This window comes from Thalassospira sp. CA1, from assembly GCF_059052855.1.
The window spans coordinates 155,171-174,719 of sequence record NZ_JBZCIA010000006.1 but is presented as its reverse complement, the minus strand read 5'-3'; the positions used below and the strand labels follow the sequence as shown (position 1 = coordinate 174,719).

Genomic DNA, 19,549 nt, shown 5'->3' with positions numbered 1-19,549 from the left:
ACAAAACAACAAACCCCGCCAAATTGGCGGGGTTTTTCTTTGCGGCGCGCTTTGGAAGCCTAGTCCTTTTTGACGTCAGGCAGGCTGTTTTGGGCCGTGCTTTGCATGATTTCATCGCGTTCGGTCAGGAATCCTGCGTAGCCGTTTTCCATCATGGCTCCGCCCAGTTCGATATAGACGGTGAACAGGCGCGATAAGGTATCGGCCTCGTCCGTATCCAGAACCGACAGCAATTCACCCGATCTGGCTTGCCCGGTTTCGAAATGCTCCCAGGCATGTTCTAGCAGGATTTTACCGAGATAATCGAGATCACCATATTTGCCTTGGCCGATGGCATTGCGGATTTCACCAAGGGTGATGTCGGCAGCAATCAGGACTTCTGAGGGGATGGTGACAAGGCGGTCGGGACCTTTGATGTCTTCGGGCAGGTCGCGCAGGATGTGGATGATATAGCAAAAAATCGCCATGTCCCGCGCGTGATAGAGCGGCGGGTTGGTCAGTGGCGAAGTGTAGCCGATCTCTGCGTCATATCGGGCCGACAACAGATAAACAAAAATCGATGCCGGTGCCGCGGTTGCCCCTTCGCAATAGGCGATAAAATCTTCCCATTCGTCCATCGGTTCTTCGGCGATGTCACGATGAAGCGCGTCAGCCAGTTCGATCCATGGATCTGCGGGAAGGTCGCTGCGTCCCAAGGTCAGGCGCAGGGCCTGATAGACCTCGGTTGACAAAGGGCCGTTTTCGGGCAACGGATTATCCAAATCTGCCTTGGCGGCGATGACCTGTGCTTGCCATTGATGAATGGTTTGCAGGACAAATTCGCGTTGGGCATCGCGCTCTGCATCGGGAAGTTCAAGGAACCCGTCATCGACGATATCGTCGATCACACGCATCGAGGCATAGGCTGCCAGAAAGAAACGCTGCCGTTCAGGCGAAAGGCGCATTGCGGCACGATACAGATTGGCATTCTTTGCAGCTGCCAGTTCGTTGCAGGCATCGAATGGTGGTCCAAGTACAGCGTGTTCAGGAGGGAGCGAATGGCTCATGCGTGTCTGGATGTCCCGTTGGTTTGCTTTCAAACAGTCATACAGCACTGCCAGCGCTGCGCAACATCCGAATTGGGAATTGTCAGGGGCGTTGGCATCCGGTGCGCAATTGCATGATCAGAACTGGATCCGGTATCTGGCCGTCAGCCCCAACATGGCATCAATGCCATCAAGTAGACCGTCACTGGGGCTCGTTGTGGTCAAATCACGTGAAACCGAGCCATGCAGACCGATCCAGATATCTTCGAGCGGCATGTAGGATAGTGAGCCGGCAAGTCCGGCATCGTTGGTCAAGCCTGTGCCGGTAAAACCGAACCTTGGACGCGCACGATGTTGCATACCGAATGCATCGGTCTGGTAAACACCAAAATTGCCCGGTGTCGCGGCATCAAGATCAACGAACGGTCCGACGGTAAAACCAACATCAGGGGACGGTGAATAGCCAAAGCCGATTTGCGCATTCATGCCGTGATCAGAACGCGGTGTGCCACCAAATTCAAGCCAGTACTGTGCCGGATTGTGAGGATCTGTTGCATCAGGACCAAGCGTCAGGCCATAGCGCGCCGACGGGGTAAAGCTGCGATCAAAGCCGGTTGGGTTTGAGGATGAAATGCCGCCGGGGCCAAATGCGCTGCCGCCCGGGATCAACGTGACGCCGGTTTGCGATGTTGGTTCAGTTTGAAGCGATTGGGCAAAAGCCGGGGGGTTCTGAACCAGACCCGCATGCAGCAAAGCCGTCAGAAATATCCATATCCGGTGTCTTTTTGCCCAATTTGGCCAATGCAGCTTTTTCATGTCGCCTGTGCCCACAGGTGATCAAATAACCACAGCAATCGAGGCAACAGCCAGACGGCGTCCTTTGCCGGACGCTTGAATGGTTTGATTTTGTCGGTCCCAACCAACAACCGTTGAACCCTTGCTGCGTTCTCGGCGCGTAGCAAACTTCTTCGGGTTCTTGACGGACGGGGTTTTCAGGCGTGACTTGATCCTGCGATTTACCGGGGATTGCCGGTCAGGATGTGCTCGTGCTCAGAAAGTCCCGAATTGCGTCGATTTGCGCTTTATCATTTAAGTGGGGTGCGTGCCCGCAGTTCGCCACTGCAAAAACCGGCATTTGTGGTTTTTTCTGTTTCATTTTATCGACGATGGATTTCGGGATCAGGTCAGACTGTTCGCCGCTGATCAGCATGACCGGGCAGGGCAGGGCTTCAAATTCGGCCCAGGCATCAAAGTTATCAATATGTTCGGCGAAGACCCGCATCACTTGCGGGTCGTAATGCATCATGAAATTACCGTTCGGCAGACGGCGGACGGATCGGGATGCCAAAAACGCCCAGGTGGCGTCATCAGCCACCCCGAAGGATGCATAAACAAGCCGGACGAGCTGTTCGACTTCGTCAATTGTTTGAAATTCAGGTGCGGCCCCGACATAGGATTTGATGCGGGCAACCGCGGCAGGATCAAGTTCGGGGCCAATATCATTAAGCACCAGCCGTTCGATGCGTCCGGCAACTTCGGTTGTGGCATAAAGACCAATCAACCCACCCATGGATGTGCCGATCCAGTCGCAGGTATCAATGTTGAAATGATCGAGCAGTTCAAACATCTGCGCAACATAGAAGGGCACGGTGTATTCCGTGTCCGGATCGCTGGCCCAGCCGGAAAAACCACGCCCGATCATCGAAGGACACAGCACATAGTATTTGTCGGTGAAATGGGGTGCTACATGATCAAAGTCATCGGCCAGACGGGCAAGCCCATGCATCATCAGAAGCGGTCGATTGGCCGGATCGCCCCACGCCCTGACATGGACTTCATAGCCACAGCATTTGACGAAATGTTCGCGAAAATCGGCCATGGGGTGCTCCTTGTCAGGGATGTCTTGTTCGGGTTGTCAGGCGGACTTCTTGCGGGCGATCATGAATAGGCGATTGAACGGAAACAGGGTACGTCCGTCATCGCGTGACGGATAGACCTGATTAAGCCGTTCCTTGTATTTCGCAGTGAATTTTGCGCGCGCTTCATCATCGGGCAGGGCATCCATGACCGGTCGCAGGATGGTTGAACTGGTCCAGTTATAGACCGCGTCAGGCCCGGTCAGCACGTGGCAATACTGGGTTTGCCAAAGGTCGACTTCATCACATGCAGGTGTCAGCACATCGAAATAATCACCCGGGCGCATGATGCGGGCCGCGTGCATCGCGGTTGCCACTTCCTTGCGCCAGTCCATCCCGGCTTCGCCGATCAACTGGTGGCTGGGTGCCAGGAAATTGTTGGGCACCTGAATGGCGATAATGCCGCCGGGGCGAAGATGTTCAAGAAGGCGTGGAAACAGCTTTGAGTGATCGGGCACCCAGTGCAGGGCCGCATTGGAAAACAGCAGATCAACTGGCGCGTCCGGTTGCCAGTCGGCGATGTCAGCCTTTTGCCAGGTGATGTTTTCACCCCGCTTGCGCGCGGTTTCAAGCATCTCGTCAGACGAATCAACGCCCGTGATACGCGGTCCGTCAGGATCGCTTGAGCCATATGCATCGGCAAGTATGGCTGTTACCGAACCCGGGCCACAGCCCAGGTCGACAATATGACGGGGTGAAAACCCGCTTGCCGGTTTGGGCAAACGCGAAATCAGATCTATGGCCGGTCGCAGGCGTTCATTGCCAAACAAACCGTAACGGGCAGGATCCCAGTGTGTATTGCTCATGGGGAAAGTCTTATCGCGTTTCGGATGTCATTTGAAGCATCGAGGAGAGGTGCCGCCAAAAACAAGCGCCCCAGACCAGAGGTTGGGGCGCAGAAATCCGATGATACGTCAAACGCAGCGATCAGTGATCGGACGCTTCGAGCTGGTCATAATGGCCCTTGATCAGATGGAACATGAACAGCACGGCACCAATGAACATCGCAAGTCCGACGAAGTAGGAATAACCGTCCTGTGAACCTGACGCGTAAAACAGGCCGAAAAGACCGACCACGATGGTCAGAACACCAAAGATCAACCGATCCATACCCATGTTTGAACTCCTCTAAGCCGAATGTTTGTTATTCAAATTTATCGAAAACTGTACTGCGATCAAACCGCAAACATCGTCTTATGCCTGACCCTTTTCGCGAATTCTTTGCGGTATGTCATGAAACTCGGCGGCAATTTGTAAATAAACCGGCCTTTTGAACGGTACGATAAGGTCTGGCAGGGTTGCCAGATCGTTCCAGCGCCAGCTGTCAAATTCCGGATCCGGGACATCAATGTTGATGTGTTTGTCCTTGCCGGTAAAGCGCATGGCGAACCATTTCTGTTTCTGGCCGCGATACTTGCCCTTGAAGGCCTTGCCGATCAGGTGTTCGGGCAGGTCATAGGTCAGCCAGTTCGGTGTTTCGGAAATGATTTCGGCCTTGTCGGTGCCGATTTCTTCCTTGAGTTCGCGCATGGCGGCCTCAATCGGCGTTTCGCCGTCATCAATGCCGCCTTGCGGCAGTTGCCAGGCGCCTTCAAACCCGAAACGGTTCCCCATCCAGACCAATCCGTCTGCATTAAACAGGGCAATACCGACGCATGGCCGATAAGGAAGATCATCTGCCGTGACTTTGTCTGCGTTCGGGGTGTCGGACTTCTTTGCCATGACTGCTCCTGACTGACAGAGCCGGGGTACCGGCATCTGTCATTAGTTCTCGATTGTGTTGGCGGGTTCGTCGGGCTCCGCCGGACCGGCAGGTTCAGAAAGTGCTTCTTCCTGCTCTGCCTGTTCGGCCATGACCTCACGTTCGCGTTCCTCGGCTTCAAGGCGGGCGGCCTCTGCCTCGTCGGCAGATTGCGGCGTGACCTGCTGGCCTGATACGGCACTGACCGGGACCAGAACAACGCCCTGACGTTTCAGGCGGAAGGCCCAGTTGCGCAGTCGCTGGATCGTCACCGGATAGGATTGCGCAATCCCGACGGCAACGCCATTGCGTTTGGCGATCTCGACCAGTTCGGCCAGCCGCCTGTCGATGTGGCGGCGGCTTGGTGTGTCATCGATGATGACATTGCTGATCGCATTCGGTGTTCCATCGTTTGCCGCCAATTGCGCGCCATAGCTGGCGACACCGCTTCCGGTGCCTTCGACATACATAAGGCCAGTACGCGAAATGAATTCGATCACCGGGCGAATGGCGCTGTCCAAGCTTCCGAATTTCGATCCCTGACGGCTGACAAGACCGGCATAGCCGGGGAAACGGGCCAACAACCATTCCAGCCGGACAAGGTTTTCACCCTCTGACAGGGATGTCAAAAGTGCGCGCGGTCCGGGGTCTGACAGCGGGAAGTCCGCCGGCTCCATCGGAAGTTCGAGGAAAACCTCGTGGCCCATGGCGCGTGCTTCGCGGGCAACCGTTTGCAGATCGCGGGCATAGGGCGAAATTGCCAGTGAAATGTTAAGCGGCAGATCATTGATGGCCGCGTCGGTGCGCTCTTCGTTCAGGCCAACACCGGTCAGCATGACGGCGACAACCGGGGTACCTTCGGGCAGTTCGAACGGGCGTTTGTAGGCTTCAAACGGCGTGGTGCCATCATCGCCGATGCGCGGGATGCGGCCAAAACTGCCTTCCTCGTCAAGACCGGGCAAGGGGGCCGGGCGCAAGGGATCGGGTTCGATCGGTTCGTCAAACGATCCTTCTTCCTCGATCAGGGCGGCGAGTTCTTCTGGTGTCGGGGCCCCATCACCGGTGCCATCGGTTGCCCCCGGTGTTCCGATCAGGTCGGAAACGCCATCAAGGTTGCCGGCAATGTCTTCGGCCGACTGGCCTTGGCCATTTGCACCATTGGCGGCCTCCATCGCGGCGCGATCGCGATCCTGAATGTCCTTAACGCCGCGCGCGATTTCTTCTTGCAGTTCGCGTTCGGTGCCCGGAACCGTGATCGTGGCTTCCGGCCCGCCAGCATGAAACAGCCGCCAGCCGGTTTCCGGATCAAGCACAGGGATCATCGCGACCGCAGTTGCGCAAAACGGCGACAGGAACAGGGTAATAATCAGCAGTTTCGAAAGCCAGCTGCGCCGTGATTTTGGCCGCTTTGGCATTCGTTTGAACTGCACTTCGATCGGCAGTTCATTAAAGGGAAGGTCATCGAGATTGACGTTGTCTTCATCGTCGTCGGCGTCAGTCATCCCGTCGCCAAGGTCGTCGGCCAAATCACTGGCCATGTCCTCGTCGATGTCACCGTTCTTTTTCTTTCGGAACGGCAAGGAATTTAGGATTTTCCTGAACACGCGCAACTAGTCTCTCACGATGCCGGGTCCAACCTTACCCATTCGGACGCGGGCCAAACAGCGAAATACCCCGGATCATGTCAAGCGCGCGCGACAGCTGATAATCATCAATCGCCAGCTGTTCGGCCTCGTCACGGCGGGAATTTGCATCCTGTTCCGCATCTGTGATGCCTTCGTCCTCGTTACGAAGGGCGCCACTAAGCGATGCTTCGGAGCGACGGGTATCCGCCTCGATGCTTTCGACACGTGCCTGCGGAACGATGATGTCCGGCACAATGCCGACTTCCTGAATGGATTTGCCTGACGGCGTGTAATACCGCGCCGTGGTCAGACGAAGTGCCACGTTTCCGGGCATCGGCAGGATGGTCTGGACCGATCCCTTGCCAAAGCTGCGCGTGCCCATAATGACCGCACGGCGGTGATCCTGAAGGGCGCCGGCGACAATTTCGGATGCCGAGGCAGAGCCATCATTGATCAGAACCACAATCGGCAAGCCTTCGCTGAGGTCACCACTGCGTGCGTTGTAACGTTCGGTGTTTTCGGTGTCACGCGGACGGGTCGATACGATTTCACCCTTATCAAGGAAGGCATCGGAAACCGAGATCGCCTGATCAAGCAAGCCGCCCGGGTTGTTGCGCAGGTCAATCACCAGACCCTTGATTTCCGGGCCGATTTCTTCGCGCATGTCAGCAATGGCGCGCTGCAGGCCGCTGGCGGTCTGTTCGTTGAATTTGGTGATACGGATATAGCCGATATCGTCTTTCGGTTCGGCGCGGACCGACTGGATCTTGATCACCGCACGGGTCAGGGTGACATCGAACGGTGCCTGTTCGCCCTTGCGGATGATGGTCAGGACGATGTCGGTATTGACCTTGCCGCGCATCATCTCAACCGCGTCATTCAGCGTCATGCCGCGAATGGCGGTGCCATCGATATGCGTAATGAAGTCGCCCGGCTGAAGGCCAGCCTTTTCGGCCGGCGTGTCATAGATCGGGGCGATGACTTTGACAAAGCCGTCTTCCATGGTGACTTCGATGCCAAGACCACCGAATTCGCCGCGGGTATCGACCTGCATTTCCTCGAAATTATCCATGTTGAGATACGAGGAATGCGGATCAAGCGATGTCAGCATGCCGTTGATGGCCGCTTCGATCAGTTTTTTGTCATCGACTTCTTCGACATATTTGCTTTTGACCTGTTCGAACACATCGCCAAACAGGTTGAGCAGCCGATAGGTCTCAGCCGAGGAGGTTGAAGATTGCGCCAAAACTGGCGACGCAAGGCCGATAGTCATGCCGGTCGCGAGTGCGAGTACTGCCAATCGTGAGGTTTTCATCCACTTACCTTGCCGTTTTTCGAGGCCAGCCATGGAAGCGGATTGATTGCTTCCCCGTTCTGGCGCATCTCCAGATATAGTTTTGGCGAAGTTTCACCCATAATACCAACAGGTTCGCCCGCCAATAGATATTGTCCTACCACACTGTCCAGCCGATCAAAACCGGCGATAAGGCTATGGTATCCTTCGCCGTGTTCGATAATCAAGAGTCGGCCATACCCGCGGAACGGGCCAGCAAAGACAACTTTGCCGTCAAAAGGTGAGACAACCTGCGCATTTGCGCGTGTGCTGATCTCAATTCCCTTGGACCTGTTTACGGTCAAACCATCCGGGCCGCGTGATTTTTCACCAAAAAGTGTAACCACTTTACCACTGGCGGGCATGCGGAGGTTACCCTGTGCCAGTGTGATCGAGCTGCCAACAGCGAATTCTTCGTCACTTGTGTCGTTACCACCGGTCTTGCCCGCATCAGATTTGCTTTCGGGCGGCGGTGGCGGTGTGTTTTTGGCAATTGTTGTCGCACCAAGCGTGTCTGCATCCGGTTCGGTACGTGTCGCAACACGAACTTCCGGACGCGCGCGCGGACGTGGCAGCCCTTCGGCACGATTTTCCAGATTACGCAAAAGCTCGCCCAGCGATTTGGCTTCATCGGCAAGCACACTTACGGCCTTGGCGGCTTCCTCGGCTTCGGCCTCTGTCTGGGCGCGCAGGCGGCGCTTTTCATCCAGAAGGGCGGCAAGGGATGCGCGTTCTTGTTGCAATTCCTGGGTGGCAGCGGCCAACTCGCTGCGACGATTGCGAATATCTTCGCGCAGCGTGGCAATCTCGCCCAGTTCCTTGCGCAGATCGCGGGCATGCTGTTCGACACCGGGCAAGGCGGCCTTAAGCAATACCGCCGAACGCAACGTATCCTGCGGCGATGTCGGCAGGGCAATGACTGCTTCGGGCGGGGTGGTCGACAGGCGCTGCAGGGCCATCAGGATGCGAGCATATTGCCCGGCCTTGTCTTCAAGGCTGGTGGCCGCGACCTTTTCGCGTGCTTCAAGGGTTTCGAGCTGATCTTCCAGTTCGGTCAGCGTCGTTTCAAGGCGCTGGGTGCGTCTGGCGACAGATATCGCCTCGGACTGAAGGGCTTGTTCCTCGGTCCAGAGTTCCCGGGATTTGCGTGACAGGAACTCTTCCTGTTTTTGCTGTTCGGAAAGCTGGTTTTCAAGTTGATCAAGTTGCTGATCAACCTTTTGCAGCGATTGGGCAAAAGAAGGCGCAGCCCCGCCTGCAGCAAAAACCGCAAAAGCGATCAGCGCAGGCAGGGCGATCTCATAAGCTAACTTAGCTCGCAAGAAGCGCGTCATTCTGTTTCAGGCCCTTAAGCAAGGGTTTACCGGTCATTTCGGCCGGTTGCGGCACGCCAAGCAATTGCAGCAAGGTCGGTGCGACATCGGCCAAACGACCATCTTCCAATGTTACCCCTTCCGGACCGTTAACAAGGATGGTCGGAACGAGATTAAGTGTATGTGCCGTGTGCGGTTCGCCGGTTTCCGGATCAACCATCACTTCGCAGTTGCCGTGATCGGCGGTAACAAAGGCAACGCCGCCGACCGACTTGATCGCGTCAATCACTTTGCCAAGGCAGGTATCAACCGCCTCGGCGGCCTTCATCGCGGCTTCAAGAATGCCGCTATGGCCGACCATGTCCGGGTTGGCAAAGTTCAGGATGATGGTGTCGTATTTTTCCGACTTGATGGCAGCGACCAGTTTTTCAGTCACTTCCGGTGCCGACATTTCTGGCTGCAGGTCATAGGTCGCGACTTTGGGGGAGGCGACCAGAATGCGGTCCTCGCCCTCGAATACCTGTTCTTCGCCGCCGTTAAAGAAGAACGACACATGCGGGTATTTCTCGGTCTCGGCGATGCGAAGCTGCTTCATGCCGGCCTTGGAAACCACTTCGCCAAAGATATTCGGCAGGGTCTGCGGCGGATAGATCGCATCCATATATTTCGCATGTTCGGACGAATATTCAACCATCCCGGCCTGAACGGCAAACTTGACCGGCGTGCCGCGATCAAAGCCGTCAAATTCCGGTGCGCAAAGGGCTGCAAGGATTTCACGTGCGCGATCCGCCCGGAAATTGGTCATCAGAAGGCCGTCGCCATCCTTCATGCCGTCATAATCGCCAATCACGGTCGGCAGAACAAATTCATCGGTCGTACCGGCTTCATACGCGTTGGCAATCGCGGCCTCCGCACTATCAGCACTGCGGCCATCGGCGTAATTTTTGCCCTGAACCATGGTGAAATAAGCCTGGCTTACACGTTCCCACCGATTGTCGCGGTCCATGGCGTAATAACGGCCGGTGACTGTGGCGATTTCAACATTGGCATCGCCGATCAGGGCGCGGAATTTCTCAAGGAACTTGGCGGCACTTTTCGGTGCGGTATCACGGCCATCAAGATAGGCGTGAATTTTCACCGGTACACCGGCACCTGCAATGATCTTGGCCAGGGCCGCCATGTGCGCCTGATGGGAATGCACCCCGCCTTCGGACAGAAGACCCGCGATATGGCAAACGCCCTTGGAATCGGAAAGTTTGGCAATGATCTTTTTGACGGTGTCGGTATCGGCGATGGTGCCGGTTTTTACGGCCTCGTCAATTTTGGGTAGTTCCTGCATGACCACACGGCCAGCACCAAGGTTCATGTGACCGACTTCCGAGTTGCCCATCTGACCTTCGGGCAGGCCAACATCCAGACCGCAGGCCTTGAGAAACCCGGTCGGATTGTTGGCGTAAAGGTCATCCCAGACAGGCGTGTTGGCAAGGGCGACAGCGTTGTCCTTGCTTTCTTCGCGATAACCCCAGCCGTCCAGAATGCACAGCACCACAGGGCGCGGGCGCTTTACGGAATTCGATACAGTCACGTTCATAAACCCCACAGATAAAGGAAAAGGCTGAATGTCCCGTAAATATGGTGACTTACGGGTTCTTTCGCCATCAATCCCGCCATGCGGACAGGGTGGGTCAGTCTTCGCGCACGACGGGTACATCAATTACCAGGGCAATTTAGCACGATTACCGTTGCTTAACAGCATCTGCCGCAGAAAATTTTGCAGATGCAAACCAGTTCTTTTGACAGTGTCTAAAGACGCAGATAGTGTTCAATCTGACGGTGAACCTCTGAGGTGGCAGAAATGTTATCTCGCACCGTGACGGGAGAGTTCGGATATCACGCGATTTGCATGATGTACGGCGCCGAAGGAGCAATGCCTCATAAACACTCTCAGGCAGATGGACCGTCACGGAAGAGGCTCTGGAGAGAGAAACCAAAAAGCGCCTGGGAGAAAGCGCTGGTCAGGTTTCCACCGAAGGATGAACGCCCCAAGCCGATCTTGATCAGGCAGGGCGGATAATCTCAGGTCAAGGGACAGAGGGGGCAAAAACACCGGTTCGTAAACAGCGCGAAAACAAGCGCGTTATTGAGCCGTGAAGGAGGCCCTTGATGACAAATCCCGCGACCGATCCCTCTTCGGGATCGCAAAAGAAATCCCAACATGACGTCAACCTGTCGGTTGTCGATCTTTACACGATTGGTATCGGTCCTTCGAGTTCGCATACGGTTGGCCCGATGCGCGCGGGATATCGTTTCTGCCTTGAACTTGAGGCGCGCAATCTTTTGCAAAAGACCGGCAGTGTCGTGGTTGATCTTTATGGATCGCTTGCCCTGACTGGCAAGGGGCACGCAACCGATACCGCGGTGATCATGGGCCTGAATGGCAAGCGCCCGCGCAATATCGATCCTGATGATATCGTGCCGACTGTGGCTGCGATTGATGAAACCAGCCAGTTGCAGCTTTACGGGCAGTATCCGGTTGCCTTTAACCGCGATACCAATCTGGTGTTTCATTTCACAGAAACCCTGCCGCAGCATCCCAATGGCATGCGCATTACCGCCTTTGACCAAGATGGCGTGAAAATCCATACCCAGGAATATTTCTCGGTCGGGGGTGGCTTTATCGTATCCAGTGACGATCACGGTGCGGAATATTCCGGCGATAACATCACCTTGCCATTTCCGTTCTCGTCCGCCGATGAGCTGATGGAAATCTGCAAGCGTGAAGGGCGCTCCATCGCCGAAATCATGATGGAGAACGAGCAAAGCTGGCGCAGCTCTGATGAAACCATTGCCTTTGTTGATCGCGTTCATGACGCGATGATGAGCTGCATTGACCGTGGCATCCGCACTGACGGTATCTTGCCCGGTGGCCTGAATGTCAAACGTCGGGCATCGAACCTTTACAAGGAACTGACCGAAAAGCCCGAAGCAGGCCTGCGTGATCCGCTAACGGTGATTGACTGGGTCAATCTTTATGCCCTTGCCGTGAACGAAGAAAATGCCGCAGGCGGTCGGGTTGTGACCGCACCGACCAACGGGGCCGCAGGCGTTATTCCCGCCGTTCTGCGTTATTACGAAAAGTTCGGTGCCAACGCCAATCAGCACAAAATTCGTGAATTCCTTCTGACCGCGGCGGCCATCGGGTCGATCTATAAAAAGCGCGCCTCAATCTCCGCGGCCGAAGTTGGCTGTCAGGGCGAGGTGGGGGTTGCCTGTTCAATGGCTGCGGGCGCGTTGTGTGCCGTGCTGGGCGGAACGCCCGAACAGGTCGAAAACGCTGCCGAGATCGGTATGGAACATAACCTTGGCCTGACCTGCGATCCGATTGGCGGTCTGGTGCAGGTGCCCTGCATTGAACGCAATACCATGGGCGCGGTCAAGGCGATCAACGCTGCGCGTCTGGCACTGCGCGGTGACGGACAGCATACCGTGTCGCTTGATAAGGTGATCGAGACCATGCGCCAGACGGGACTCGACATGCAAAGCAAGTACAAGGAAACCAGTCAGGGCGGTCTTGCGGTCAATGTCAACGTGGTCGAGTGCTGATCCCAACTCTTAAGAATAGGGCGGAAAACCGGGCTTTTGGGCACCTGCGCTGTAAATTAGACGGTTTTCTGTTCTTGTTTCTTGCGACTTGCGGTTGGTGTTTTGCTATGATTTGCCGACTAAAAATAGGGGCAAAGACCCCAATATCGGTTGGACATAGACATGAGCAAAAAACTGTTCCGCATTTACATCGCGGTCAGTCTGGATGGCTTCATTGCGCGTGCTAATGGTGCGGTGGACTGGTTGGGGGAATATGACCCGGCCGAGTTCGGCTTTGATGACTTTCTGGACTCCGTCGGTACGCTGATCATCGGGCGAAACACCTTTGATCAGGTGATGGAATTTGGCGACTGGCCCTATGAGGCCCGCCGCACAATCGTTTTGACTTCACGCGAACTGCCCAAAGATCGGCCTGCCAATACCGAGGCCTATGGCGGGAGTATCATCGAACTGGTCGATCAATTGCGCGACCGGCGGTCGGCGGATGGTGACATCTGGGTCGTCGGCGGGGGCAGTGTGGTGACACAGTTCCTGTTTGGCGGCTTTGCCGATCAGCTTGATATCTTTACCATCCCGGAAGTGCTGGGTTCCGGTATTTCATTGTTCGGGCGTGACGCTGGTGGGCTTAAGCCCCGTCTTCTGGCGTCCGAGCGATACAATTCCGGTGTCGTGCGCAGCCAGTACGGTTTGGCCTAAGCCAGAAAATAAACAAAGCCCGCATCTGGTGAACCGGATGCGGGCTTTGTGTTCCTGTGCTGTTTTTGGCGCAGGATAAAGGCTTAGATCTCTTCAAGTGCCTCAAGCGATTCTGGCAGGATCTGGCCACCATCGACCACGATCTGCTGGCCGGTGATATAGGCGGCTTCATCGGATGCAAAGAACAGGGCGGCATTGGCGATATCCTCGACACTGCCCAGACGTTTCAGCGGGATCGAGTTCGCCATCGAGCTCAGATAATCCTCGCCAAGATCGGCCAGGCCCTCTGTCATGATATTGCCAGGCATGACGGCATTGATCGTCGTGTTATAGCGCGACAATTCCATGGCAGCCGTCTTGATAAAGCCAAGCTGGCCGGCCTTTGACGCGCCATAGTGCGACCATCCGGGATAACCGGTGATCGGCCCGGTGATCGAGGACGTGATCACCACGCGGCCCTTGCCAGCTTTTTCGAAATGGGGAATGCAGGCCTTCACGCACAAGAAGCTGCTTTTAAGGTTGGTCGACATCACCTGATCCCAGTCATCCGCCGTCATATCGACCATCTTGACCTGCGGAAAGATGCCGGCATTGGCGCACAGGATATCAATCCCGCCAAAGGTCTTGGCCGTGTAGTCGGCAAGCGCGGAAACCTGATCGAAATCCGAGACATCACACAGGAACATGTCGGCGGTGCCCCCGGCGGCCTTGATTTCATCCACGGTCGCGGCTGCATCCTTTTCGGTGCGGGCGGCGATCATGACCTTTGCTCCCTTGCTGGCAAATACCTTGGCGATGCCCTTGCCAATGCCCTTTGAGCCACCGGTGACGATGACGCTTTTGCCGGAAATCGAAGTCAGCATGGTCGATCCTTTCGTGAAGTCATTGGGCAATGCGCCAGCTTTGCAGTGTGCTGCGGATTGCCGGTTCCCTGATTGTGCGCTGCGTTATGTTTTCTTGATGATTGGTCGAAATATTCCGTGATGCAACAAAAAATGTTGCAAGTTACACATTTTGTGCCGCATTATTCACAAAATGACACTGAGACGGTCCTGAAACGGCGCGAAACATCCATTTCAAGGCGGTCACGAAACAGCGACAGGAGGCATCAATTGGGCGGCATTTACGATGACAACATGATTGATGTCCTGAAAGAGGGCGCCATATCAGTCCTGCCCGGTTGGGGCATGGGGCCGGATGCCGGGGTGTCGCTTTTGACCGTTTCGGAAAATGCGACTTTTTTGGCAACCGATCCAAATAGCGGGGCAAAACTGATCCTGCGCGTTCATCGGCCGGGCTATCACACCCGTGCCGAAATCGAGTCTGAACTCGCCTGGATCAATGCCCTTCGGGCCAGTGACATTGTCGAAACACCCAAGCCACGCATGCGCAGTGACGGGTCACTGGTTGCCGAGTTTGATCATGGCGGGGTCAGTCGCCATGTGGTCGCGTTTGATTTCATGCGTGGCGCGGAACCCTCTGCTGATGAGGCGCTGGTTGATGGATTTTTCAAGCTGGGCGCGATCAGTGCGCGCCTGCATGGACATGCGCGGCAATGGACGCGATCGGTTAATTTTGTGCGCAAAAGCTGGACATTCGATACTACCCTTGGCGCCAATCCGCATTGGGGGGATTGGCGGGACGCACCGGGACTTGATGAAGATGGTCTGGCGTTGCTTGAACGTTTATGCAGCCATCTTGATCAGAAGCTTGCGTCTTTCGGGATGGGCAATGATCGCTATGGTCTGATCCATGCCGATTTGCGTCTGGCAAACCTTCTGGTCGAAGGTGAGCGGCTGGGTGTGATTGATTTCGATGACTGCGGTTTTGGCTGGTTTGGCTATGACTTTGCGGCTGCGATCAGCTTTATCGAGCTTGATCCGATTGTCCCGGCGCTCAAGGAAGCCTGGGTCGAGGGATACCGGACCGTTGCGCCGTTTTCAGCCAGTGACGCGGCGATGCTTGATAGCTTTGTAATGCTTAGGCGTCTTTTGCTGACGGCCTGGATTGCCAGCCATCCGGAAACACCGACCGCGCAGGAAATGGGCACGGGCTTTACCGCCGGGACCCTGCAAATGGCGCAGGATTATCTGACAGCCGAGAGTGCGAAATGAAGCCTGTGCGCCCCATACTTGATATGAACGCCTATGATGGCAAAACCTCTTTCGCGCAGACCAAGGAGGGTGACGACCTTTTGTCGCGCCGCACCCGGAACTTTGGCGCGGCATCGGTTCTGTTTTACCGCGATCCGATTGAAATGGTGTCGGGATCAGGCTGCTGGATGACGGCGGCGGATGGCACCAGCTATCTGGATTTCTATAACAATGTGCCCTCGGTCGGGCATTGCCATCCGCGTGTGGTGGCCGCCATGTCCGAGCAGGCCGCGAAGCTTAATATCAACAGTCGATACCTGCACCAGACGACCGAGGAATATCTCGATCGTCTGAAGGCGACATTTCCGAATTACCTTGAAAACATCGTTCTGACCTGTAGCGGCAGCGAGGCCAATGACCTTGCGTTGCGGATTGCCCAGCGTGCGACGGGCGCGCGTGGTTTTATCGTGACTGAGTCCGCCTATCACGGCAACACGGCGGCAGTGACCGACATTTCGCCATCGGCATTGAAGCGGGGCAACCTGCCCGATCACGTCATTGCCATTCCAGCCCCGAGCAGATTGATCTACGGCGATGATATTGCCGCTGGTTTCGCCGATGAGGTCAACAAGGCCGCACTGGTTTTGCAGGATCGCGGATACGGGGTTGCGGCCCTGATCGCCGATAGCATTTTTTCCAGTGACGGTGTGTTTTCCAACCCGCGCGGTTTCCTGCGTCTGGCAGTCGCGATTGTGCATCGGGCGGGCGGGCTGTTTATTGCCGATGAAGTGCAACCTGGGTTTGGCAGAACCGGTGATGCCTTCTGGGGCTTTGCCCGACACGATGTCGAACCCGATATTGTCAGCATGGGTAAACCGATGGGCAATGGTTTTCCGATGGCGGGCATTGCCGTGCGTCCGGAATTGCTCAGCGCATTTTGCGACGATGTCGGATATTTCAACACCTTTGCCGCAAGCCCCGTGGCATCGGCGACGGGGCTGGCCGTTTTGAATGTCATCCGCGATGAAAACCTTCAGGCCAATGCGGCCCTATGTGGCAAATCACTGCGCGAAGGGTTGCTGCATCTGGCTGATATTGATGGCCGTATCAGCGACGTGCGCGGGGCTGGGTTGTTTATCGGTGTTGATCTGTCACCCGATGGCGACCCGACAAATCCCAGCGGGCAACTGGTCAGTGACATCATCAATGCCATGCGCGATAACCGGGTTCTGATCGGGGCGGCCGGGAAATACGGCCAGACATTGAAAATTCGCCCGCCGCTTTGCCTGAAATCGTCCGAGGTCGATTTCTTTATCGAGGCGCTGGCGAAGTCGCTTCGAGCCTGTAGATAAGCGTCCGGACTGCGATTTAGGGATCAGTTGCGCGTCGCTGCCTTGATCATACAACCACCGGCACGGATGGTTTCATCAAGAACCCCCATCGGGCTTTCATCAGTGACCAGAACATCGACCGACGTCCAGTCGCAATAGCGCGCCGGGAAGGCCTGATTGAACTTGGTGTGATCGGCAACGATCATGCTGCGTGTGGCGCGTTCCATCATGACGGAATAAACGTCAGCCGCCTCGATCAGCGCATCGCTTGCCCCGTCACCGTCAAGGCCACTGGCACCCAGAATGGCCCATTCCACCCGATAGTTTTCTAAAAACCGCACGGTCTGCGCGCCGTGCATCGCACCTTCCTGTGCGTGATAAAGACCCGGCGCCATGATCACCCGGATCGTCGGGTTGATGGCGAGAACCGTGGCGACGCCGAACGAATGGGTGATGACGGTGAGATCCGTCATGGTTACCGCCAGTCGTTTGGCGACATGAACCGTGGTGGCCCCTGATCCGATCATGATATGGCGCGCACCGGCCAGAACCGGCACGGATTGTTTGGCGATGCTTTCGCGTTCGGCAATGTGAAGCTGATGGCGTTCATTCAAGCCCGGTTCGCTGGCCTGACGACGGACAGCACCGCCATAGGTACGGTTGATCAGCCCTTGTGACGTCAGTTCGTCAAAGTCGCGTCGAATGGTCTCATTCGAGACATTCAAACGTTCGGCCAGATCCGCGATCCGCAATGACGGTTCGAGGTCTAGTTCGCCAAGAATGCGTTGTTGTCGAAGGGATTTCTTGTTTGCTGCCATGACGCGATGATAGTGCCCGGACCATCATCGCGCCAGCCGTTTTAAGCAATCCTTCAATCGGAATTCAGCCCGTATTTACGGCAGTGGGCGTGGTAGCTGCTGGCAAGTTCATCCGCCCCGATCAGATTGCCGGCTTCGTCCTTGTAGGTCAGGTGGTGTTCAATCGCCTGACCCTGCCAAAGCTTTTCAATCTCGGCCCGTTTCGGCGTCTTGCGGAAATCGGCAATGAAGTCGTTGATGGCGCAAAGCAACGGATAGGACGCCGGATCGGCTGCGACCGCCGCGACATAGAAGAACGGGTGCGGCAGGATCGGCTTGGGCAGGACTTCCAGACGGCCATGCCAAGGGCTTTGCGGGTTCTTCGACGCCCAGTAAAACACCGGATGGTCGCCGGCAAAGGCATCAATCGCCCCGTCGGCAACCGCATCATGCACGCGTGAAATATCGCCATAGGCGATCATGTTCGAGAGCTTGGCAATGCCACCGGGCTTGTTTTCATTATCCGCCCAGCGAAGACCGACATCTTCAAGCACGGCAAGGGCGGCGGGGTCATTAACCGTGCCCAGTACCTTCCCCTCAAGATCGGCAATGGTGTTGATGGATGTGTTGTCCGGTCGGCGGATCAGCGAAAAGTTCAGATAGGTGTAGGTATCTGAAAACGCGACACCCTTGTAAAAATCGCTGGGCGGCAAGGCGCACCAGACAACATCGGCGGGCGGTTGTCCGGCCTTTTTGCCAACAAACAGAAGTTCGGTCAAAAGATCCCACGGATGTTCAATGAACTCGCACTCAACGCCGATGGATTTGGCAAAGGCCTCGGCATAGTCGATATCAATGCCATGCAGCCGGCCCCCTTTTTGCGGGCGGAACGATGCCCCGACCAGTGCCGGGTCAATGGCGATGCGGATTTTGCCGCGCGCCTTGATGTCGGCAAGGCGGTCATAGGCCGGGTCTTCTGGAATGTAACTGGCGGCCAGAAACTGCGAAAGCTTGGTTGATACGTTTGCTGTATCGGTGGTGCAGTTTGAAAGTTTGGCGATTTCGCCCGACGCCCAGCTTACTTTGCTGCGTGTGCGGGCCGATGAGTCTTTGCTGGCATCAAGCAGTTCAAACACGACCTGATTGTGGCCGCTGATATGTTCAAGGCGTCCCGACATCTGGGCAAAGCGATCCTTAAGCCCGCCCAGCGCGTCTTCGATTTCACCACCCAGGCTATCAAGATCATTGCCGATATTGCCCATGCTTTCGCGCAAGGATTTGGTGACATCGGACAGATCAATCAGATCGACCGCTTCGTTGGTGCGCTGCATGGTGCTTTGCGCCAGATTGCCAACCTCCTTGGCAACAACTGCAAAGCCGCGCCCATGTTCGCCGGCGCGGGCGGCCTCGATCGTGGCGTTAAGGGCGAGCAACTTGATCCCCTTGCCGATATCTTCAATCGCACTCAGAACCTTTGCTGCACCTTCGGCCTTGGTTTCCAGGTCCTGACTGATCTTTTCAAGGTCGCCACGAATGGCATCGGTTTTCGACGTGACCGTTGCGCGCGTGCTTTCCTGCACATCGTTTGCGGTATGGGTGCTTTCTTCGATTTCGCGGCGCGTTTGTTCAAGACCGGTACGCAGATTGTTGGATCGCACATCGATCTCGCGCATCAGGCTGTCTTGGGTTTCGCCCGCCGTATTGGCGAATTTCAAAAGGTTTTCAATGTAATCAAGGGCCGTGGAAATACCGCGCATCAGCCCGTCAAGTTGGTCGGCTTGTTGTGGTGGGGTATCCGCCTGCATGGGCTGTGTGTTTGATGATTGTTGCGACCCGTCCTGATCGACCAGGTCCGCACGCGGCGCCAAGATGGTTTCTTCCATTTTTCAAAGCCTCACCACTGCCACTGAATTTTGTGAATTTTTATTTCTTATAAGGAAACTCTATCGTCGGGTGGAAAATGTTGCAAGGCAGCATATTATGAAAGTTGATAACAGGTGCTGTGATGCCTTGAAGTTGCAATGCTTTTCGAATCTCGCAGGGCGCCTGGCACCGGCACACCAGAATTTTGTGCTG

17 protein-coding genes and 1 riboswitch are annotated in these 19,549 nt (G+C 55.8%); of the genes, 4 read left to right on the top strand and 13 right to left on the bottom strand.

Features of this window, described 5'->3' with window-relative positions:
• Nucleotides 1–59: 59 nt before the first annotated feature.
• The 10 genes from AC5Q5A_RS12300 to gpmI form a co-directional block, all read right to left on the bottom strand.
• Nucleotides 60–1,046, bottom strand: coding sequence for a squalene/phytoene synthase family protein (locus tag AC5Q5A_RS12300; RefSeq protein ID WP_417836995.1), 987 nt, complete (start codon nucleotides 1,044–1,046; stop codon nucleotides 60–62).
• A gap of 117 nt (nucleotides 1,047–1,163) precedes the next feature.
• Nucleotides 1,164–1,841 carry a hypothetical protein gene (locus tag AC5Q5A_RS12295; RefSeq protein ID WP_493895456.1) on the bottom strand — a complete coding sequence of 226 codons (678 nt, stop codon included), beginning with the start codon at nucleotides 1,839–1,841 and terminating at the stop codon, nucleotides 1,164–1,166.
• Between the two features lie 217 nt (nucleotides 1,842–2,058).
• Nucleotides 2,059–2,904 carry an alpha/beta fold hydrolase gene (locus AC5Q5A_RS12290; protein WP_493895455.1) on the bottom strand — a complete coding sequence of 282 codons (846 nt, stop codon included), beginning with the start codon at nucleotides 2,902–2,904 and terminating at the stop codon, nucleotides 2,059–2,061.
• A 36-nt stretch (nucleotides 2,905–2,940) separates the two neighbouring features.
• The gene (locus AC5Q5A_RS12285; RefSeq protein ID WP_064781168.1) at nucleotides 2,941–3,747 is read right to left on the bottom strand and encodes a methyltransferase domain-containing protein; all 807 of its coding nucleotides are present in this window, start codon (nucleotides 3,745–3,747) and stop codon (nucleotides 2,941–2,943) included.
• Between the two features lie 121 nt (nucleotides 3,748–3,868).
• Nucleotides 3,869–4,057 (bottom strand): hypothetical protein, encoded by a 189-nt coding sequence (locus AC5Q5A_RS12280; RefSeq protein ID WP_008889835.1) that lies wholly within the window; start codon nucleotides 4,055–4,057, stop codon nucleotides 3,869–3,871.
• Nucleotides 4,058–4,135: 78 nt separating this feature from the next.
• On the bottom strand, nucleotides 4,136–4,663 hold the full coding sequence (locus AC5Q5A_RS12275) for an RNA pyrophosphohydrolase (protein ID WP_008889836.1): 528 nt from the start codon (nucleotides 4,661–4,663) through the stop codon (nucleotides 4,136–4,138).
• A gap of 42 nt (nucleotides 4,664–4,705) precedes the next feature.
• Nucleotides 4,706–6,262 carry a divergent polysaccharide deacetylase family protein gene (locus AC5Q5A_RS12270; protein ID WP_493895454.1) on the bottom strand — a complete coding sequence of 519 codons (1,557 nt, stop codon included), beginning with the start codon at nucleotides 6,260–6,262 and terminating at the stop codon, nucleotides 4,706–4,708.
• 58 nt (nucleotides 6,263–6,320) lie between these two features.
• Nucleotides 6,321–7,622 carry a S41 family peptidase gene (locus AC5Q5A_RS12265; protein WP_063089172.1) on the bottom strand — a complete coding sequence of 434 codons (1,302 nt, stop codon included), beginning with the start codon at nucleotides 7,620–7,622 and terminating at the stop codon, nucleotides 6,321–6,323.
• Nucleotides 7,619–8,974, bottom strand: a complete 1,356-nt coding sequence (locus AC5Q5A_RS12260) for a murein hydrolase activator EnvC family protein (RefSeq protein WP_493895453.1) — start codon at nucleotides 8,972–8,974, stop codon at nucleotides 7,619–7,621. The genes AC5Q5A_RS12265 and AC5Q5A_RS12260 overlap by 4 nt, the downstream gene beginning before the upstream one ends.
• Nucleotides 8,952–10,544 carry a 2,3-bisphosphoglycerate-independent phosphoglycerate mutase gene (gpmI, locus tag AC5Q5A_RS12255; RefSeq protein ID WP_493895452.1) on the bottom strand — a complete coding sequence of 531 codons (1,593 nt, stop codon included), beginning with the start codon at nucleotides 10,542–10,544 and terminating at the stop codon, nucleotides 8,952–8,954. The genes AC5Q5A_RS12260 and gpmI overlap by 23 nt, the downstream gene beginning before the upstream one ends.
• Nucleotides 10,545–10,817: 273 nt before the next feature.
• Nucleotides 10,818–10,923: riboswitch (glycine riboswitch) on the top strand.
• Between the two features lie 193 nt (nucleotides 10,924–11,116).
• Between gpmI and AC5Q5A_RS12250 the strand changes: the two genes are divergently transcribed.
• Both AC5Q5A_RS12250 and AC5Q5A_RS12245 read left to right on the top strand, forming a co-directional pair.
• Nucleotides 11,117–12,556, top strand: coding sequence for an L-serine ammonia-lyase (locus AC5Q5A_RS12250; RefSeq protein ID WP_493895451.1), 1,440 nt, complete (start codon nucleotides 11,117–11,119; stop codon nucleotides 12,554–12,556).
• 162 nt (nucleotides 12,557–12,718) lie between these two features.
• Nucleotides 12,719–13,252, top strand: a complete 534-nt coding sequence (locus tag AC5Q5A_RS12245; RefSeq protein ID WP_008889843.1) for a dihydrofolate reductase family protein — start codon at nucleotides 12,719–12,721, stop codon at nucleotides 13,250–13,252.
• A gap of 83 nt (nucleotides 13,253–13,335) precedes the next feature.
• Here AC5Q5A_RS12245 and fabG read toward each other — a convergent pair whose 3' ends face one another.
• Nucleotides 13,336–14,115, bottom strand: coding sequence for a 3-oxoacyl-ACP reductase FabG (gene fabG, locus AC5Q5A_RS12240; protein ID WP_493895450.1), 780 nt, complete (start codon nucleotides 14,113–14,115; stop codon nucleotides 13,336–13,338).
• Nucleotides 14,116–14,364: 249 nt separating this feature from the next.
• Here fabG and AC5Q5A_RS12235 point away from each other — a divergent pair, with 249 nt between their 5' ends.
• Nucleotides 14,365–15,366: a phosphotransferase enzyme family protein gene (locus AC5Q5A_RS12235; protein ID WP_493895449.1), complete on the top strand. Its 1,002-nt coding sequence runs from the start codon at nucleotides 14,365–14,367 to the stop codon at nucleotides 15,364–15,366.
• Nucleotides 15,363–16,697, top strand: a complete 1,335-nt coding sequence (locus AC5Q5A_RS12230) for an aspartate aminotransferase family protein (RefSeq protein WP_493895448.1) — start codon at nucleotides 15,363–15,365, stop codon at nucleotides 16,695–16,697. Before AC5Q5A_RS12235 ends, AC5Q5A_RS12230 begins: the two co-directional genes overlap by 4 nt.
• A gap of 23 nt (nucleotides 16,698–16,720) precedes the next feature.
• On the opposite strand, the gene AC5Q5A_RS12225 is transcribed toward AC5Q5A_RS12230, so the two are convergent.
• Nucleotides 16,721–17,494: a DeoR/GlpR family DNA-binding transcription regulator gene (locus AC5Q5A_RS12225; RefSeq protein WP_064781160.1), complete on the bottom strand. Its 774-nt coding sequence runs from the start codon at nucleotides 17,492–17,494 to the stop codon at nucleotides 16,721–16,723.
• A gap of 53 nt (nucleotides 17,495–17,547) precedes the next feature.
• On the bottom strand, nucleotides 17,548–19,356 hold the full coding sequence (locus AC5Q5A_RS12220; RefSeq protein WP_493895447.1) for a methyl-accepting chemotaxis protein: 1,809 nt from the start codon (nucleotides 19,354–19,356) through the stop codon (nucleotides 17,548–17,550).
• Nucleotides 19,357–19,549: the final 193 nt, after the last annotated feature.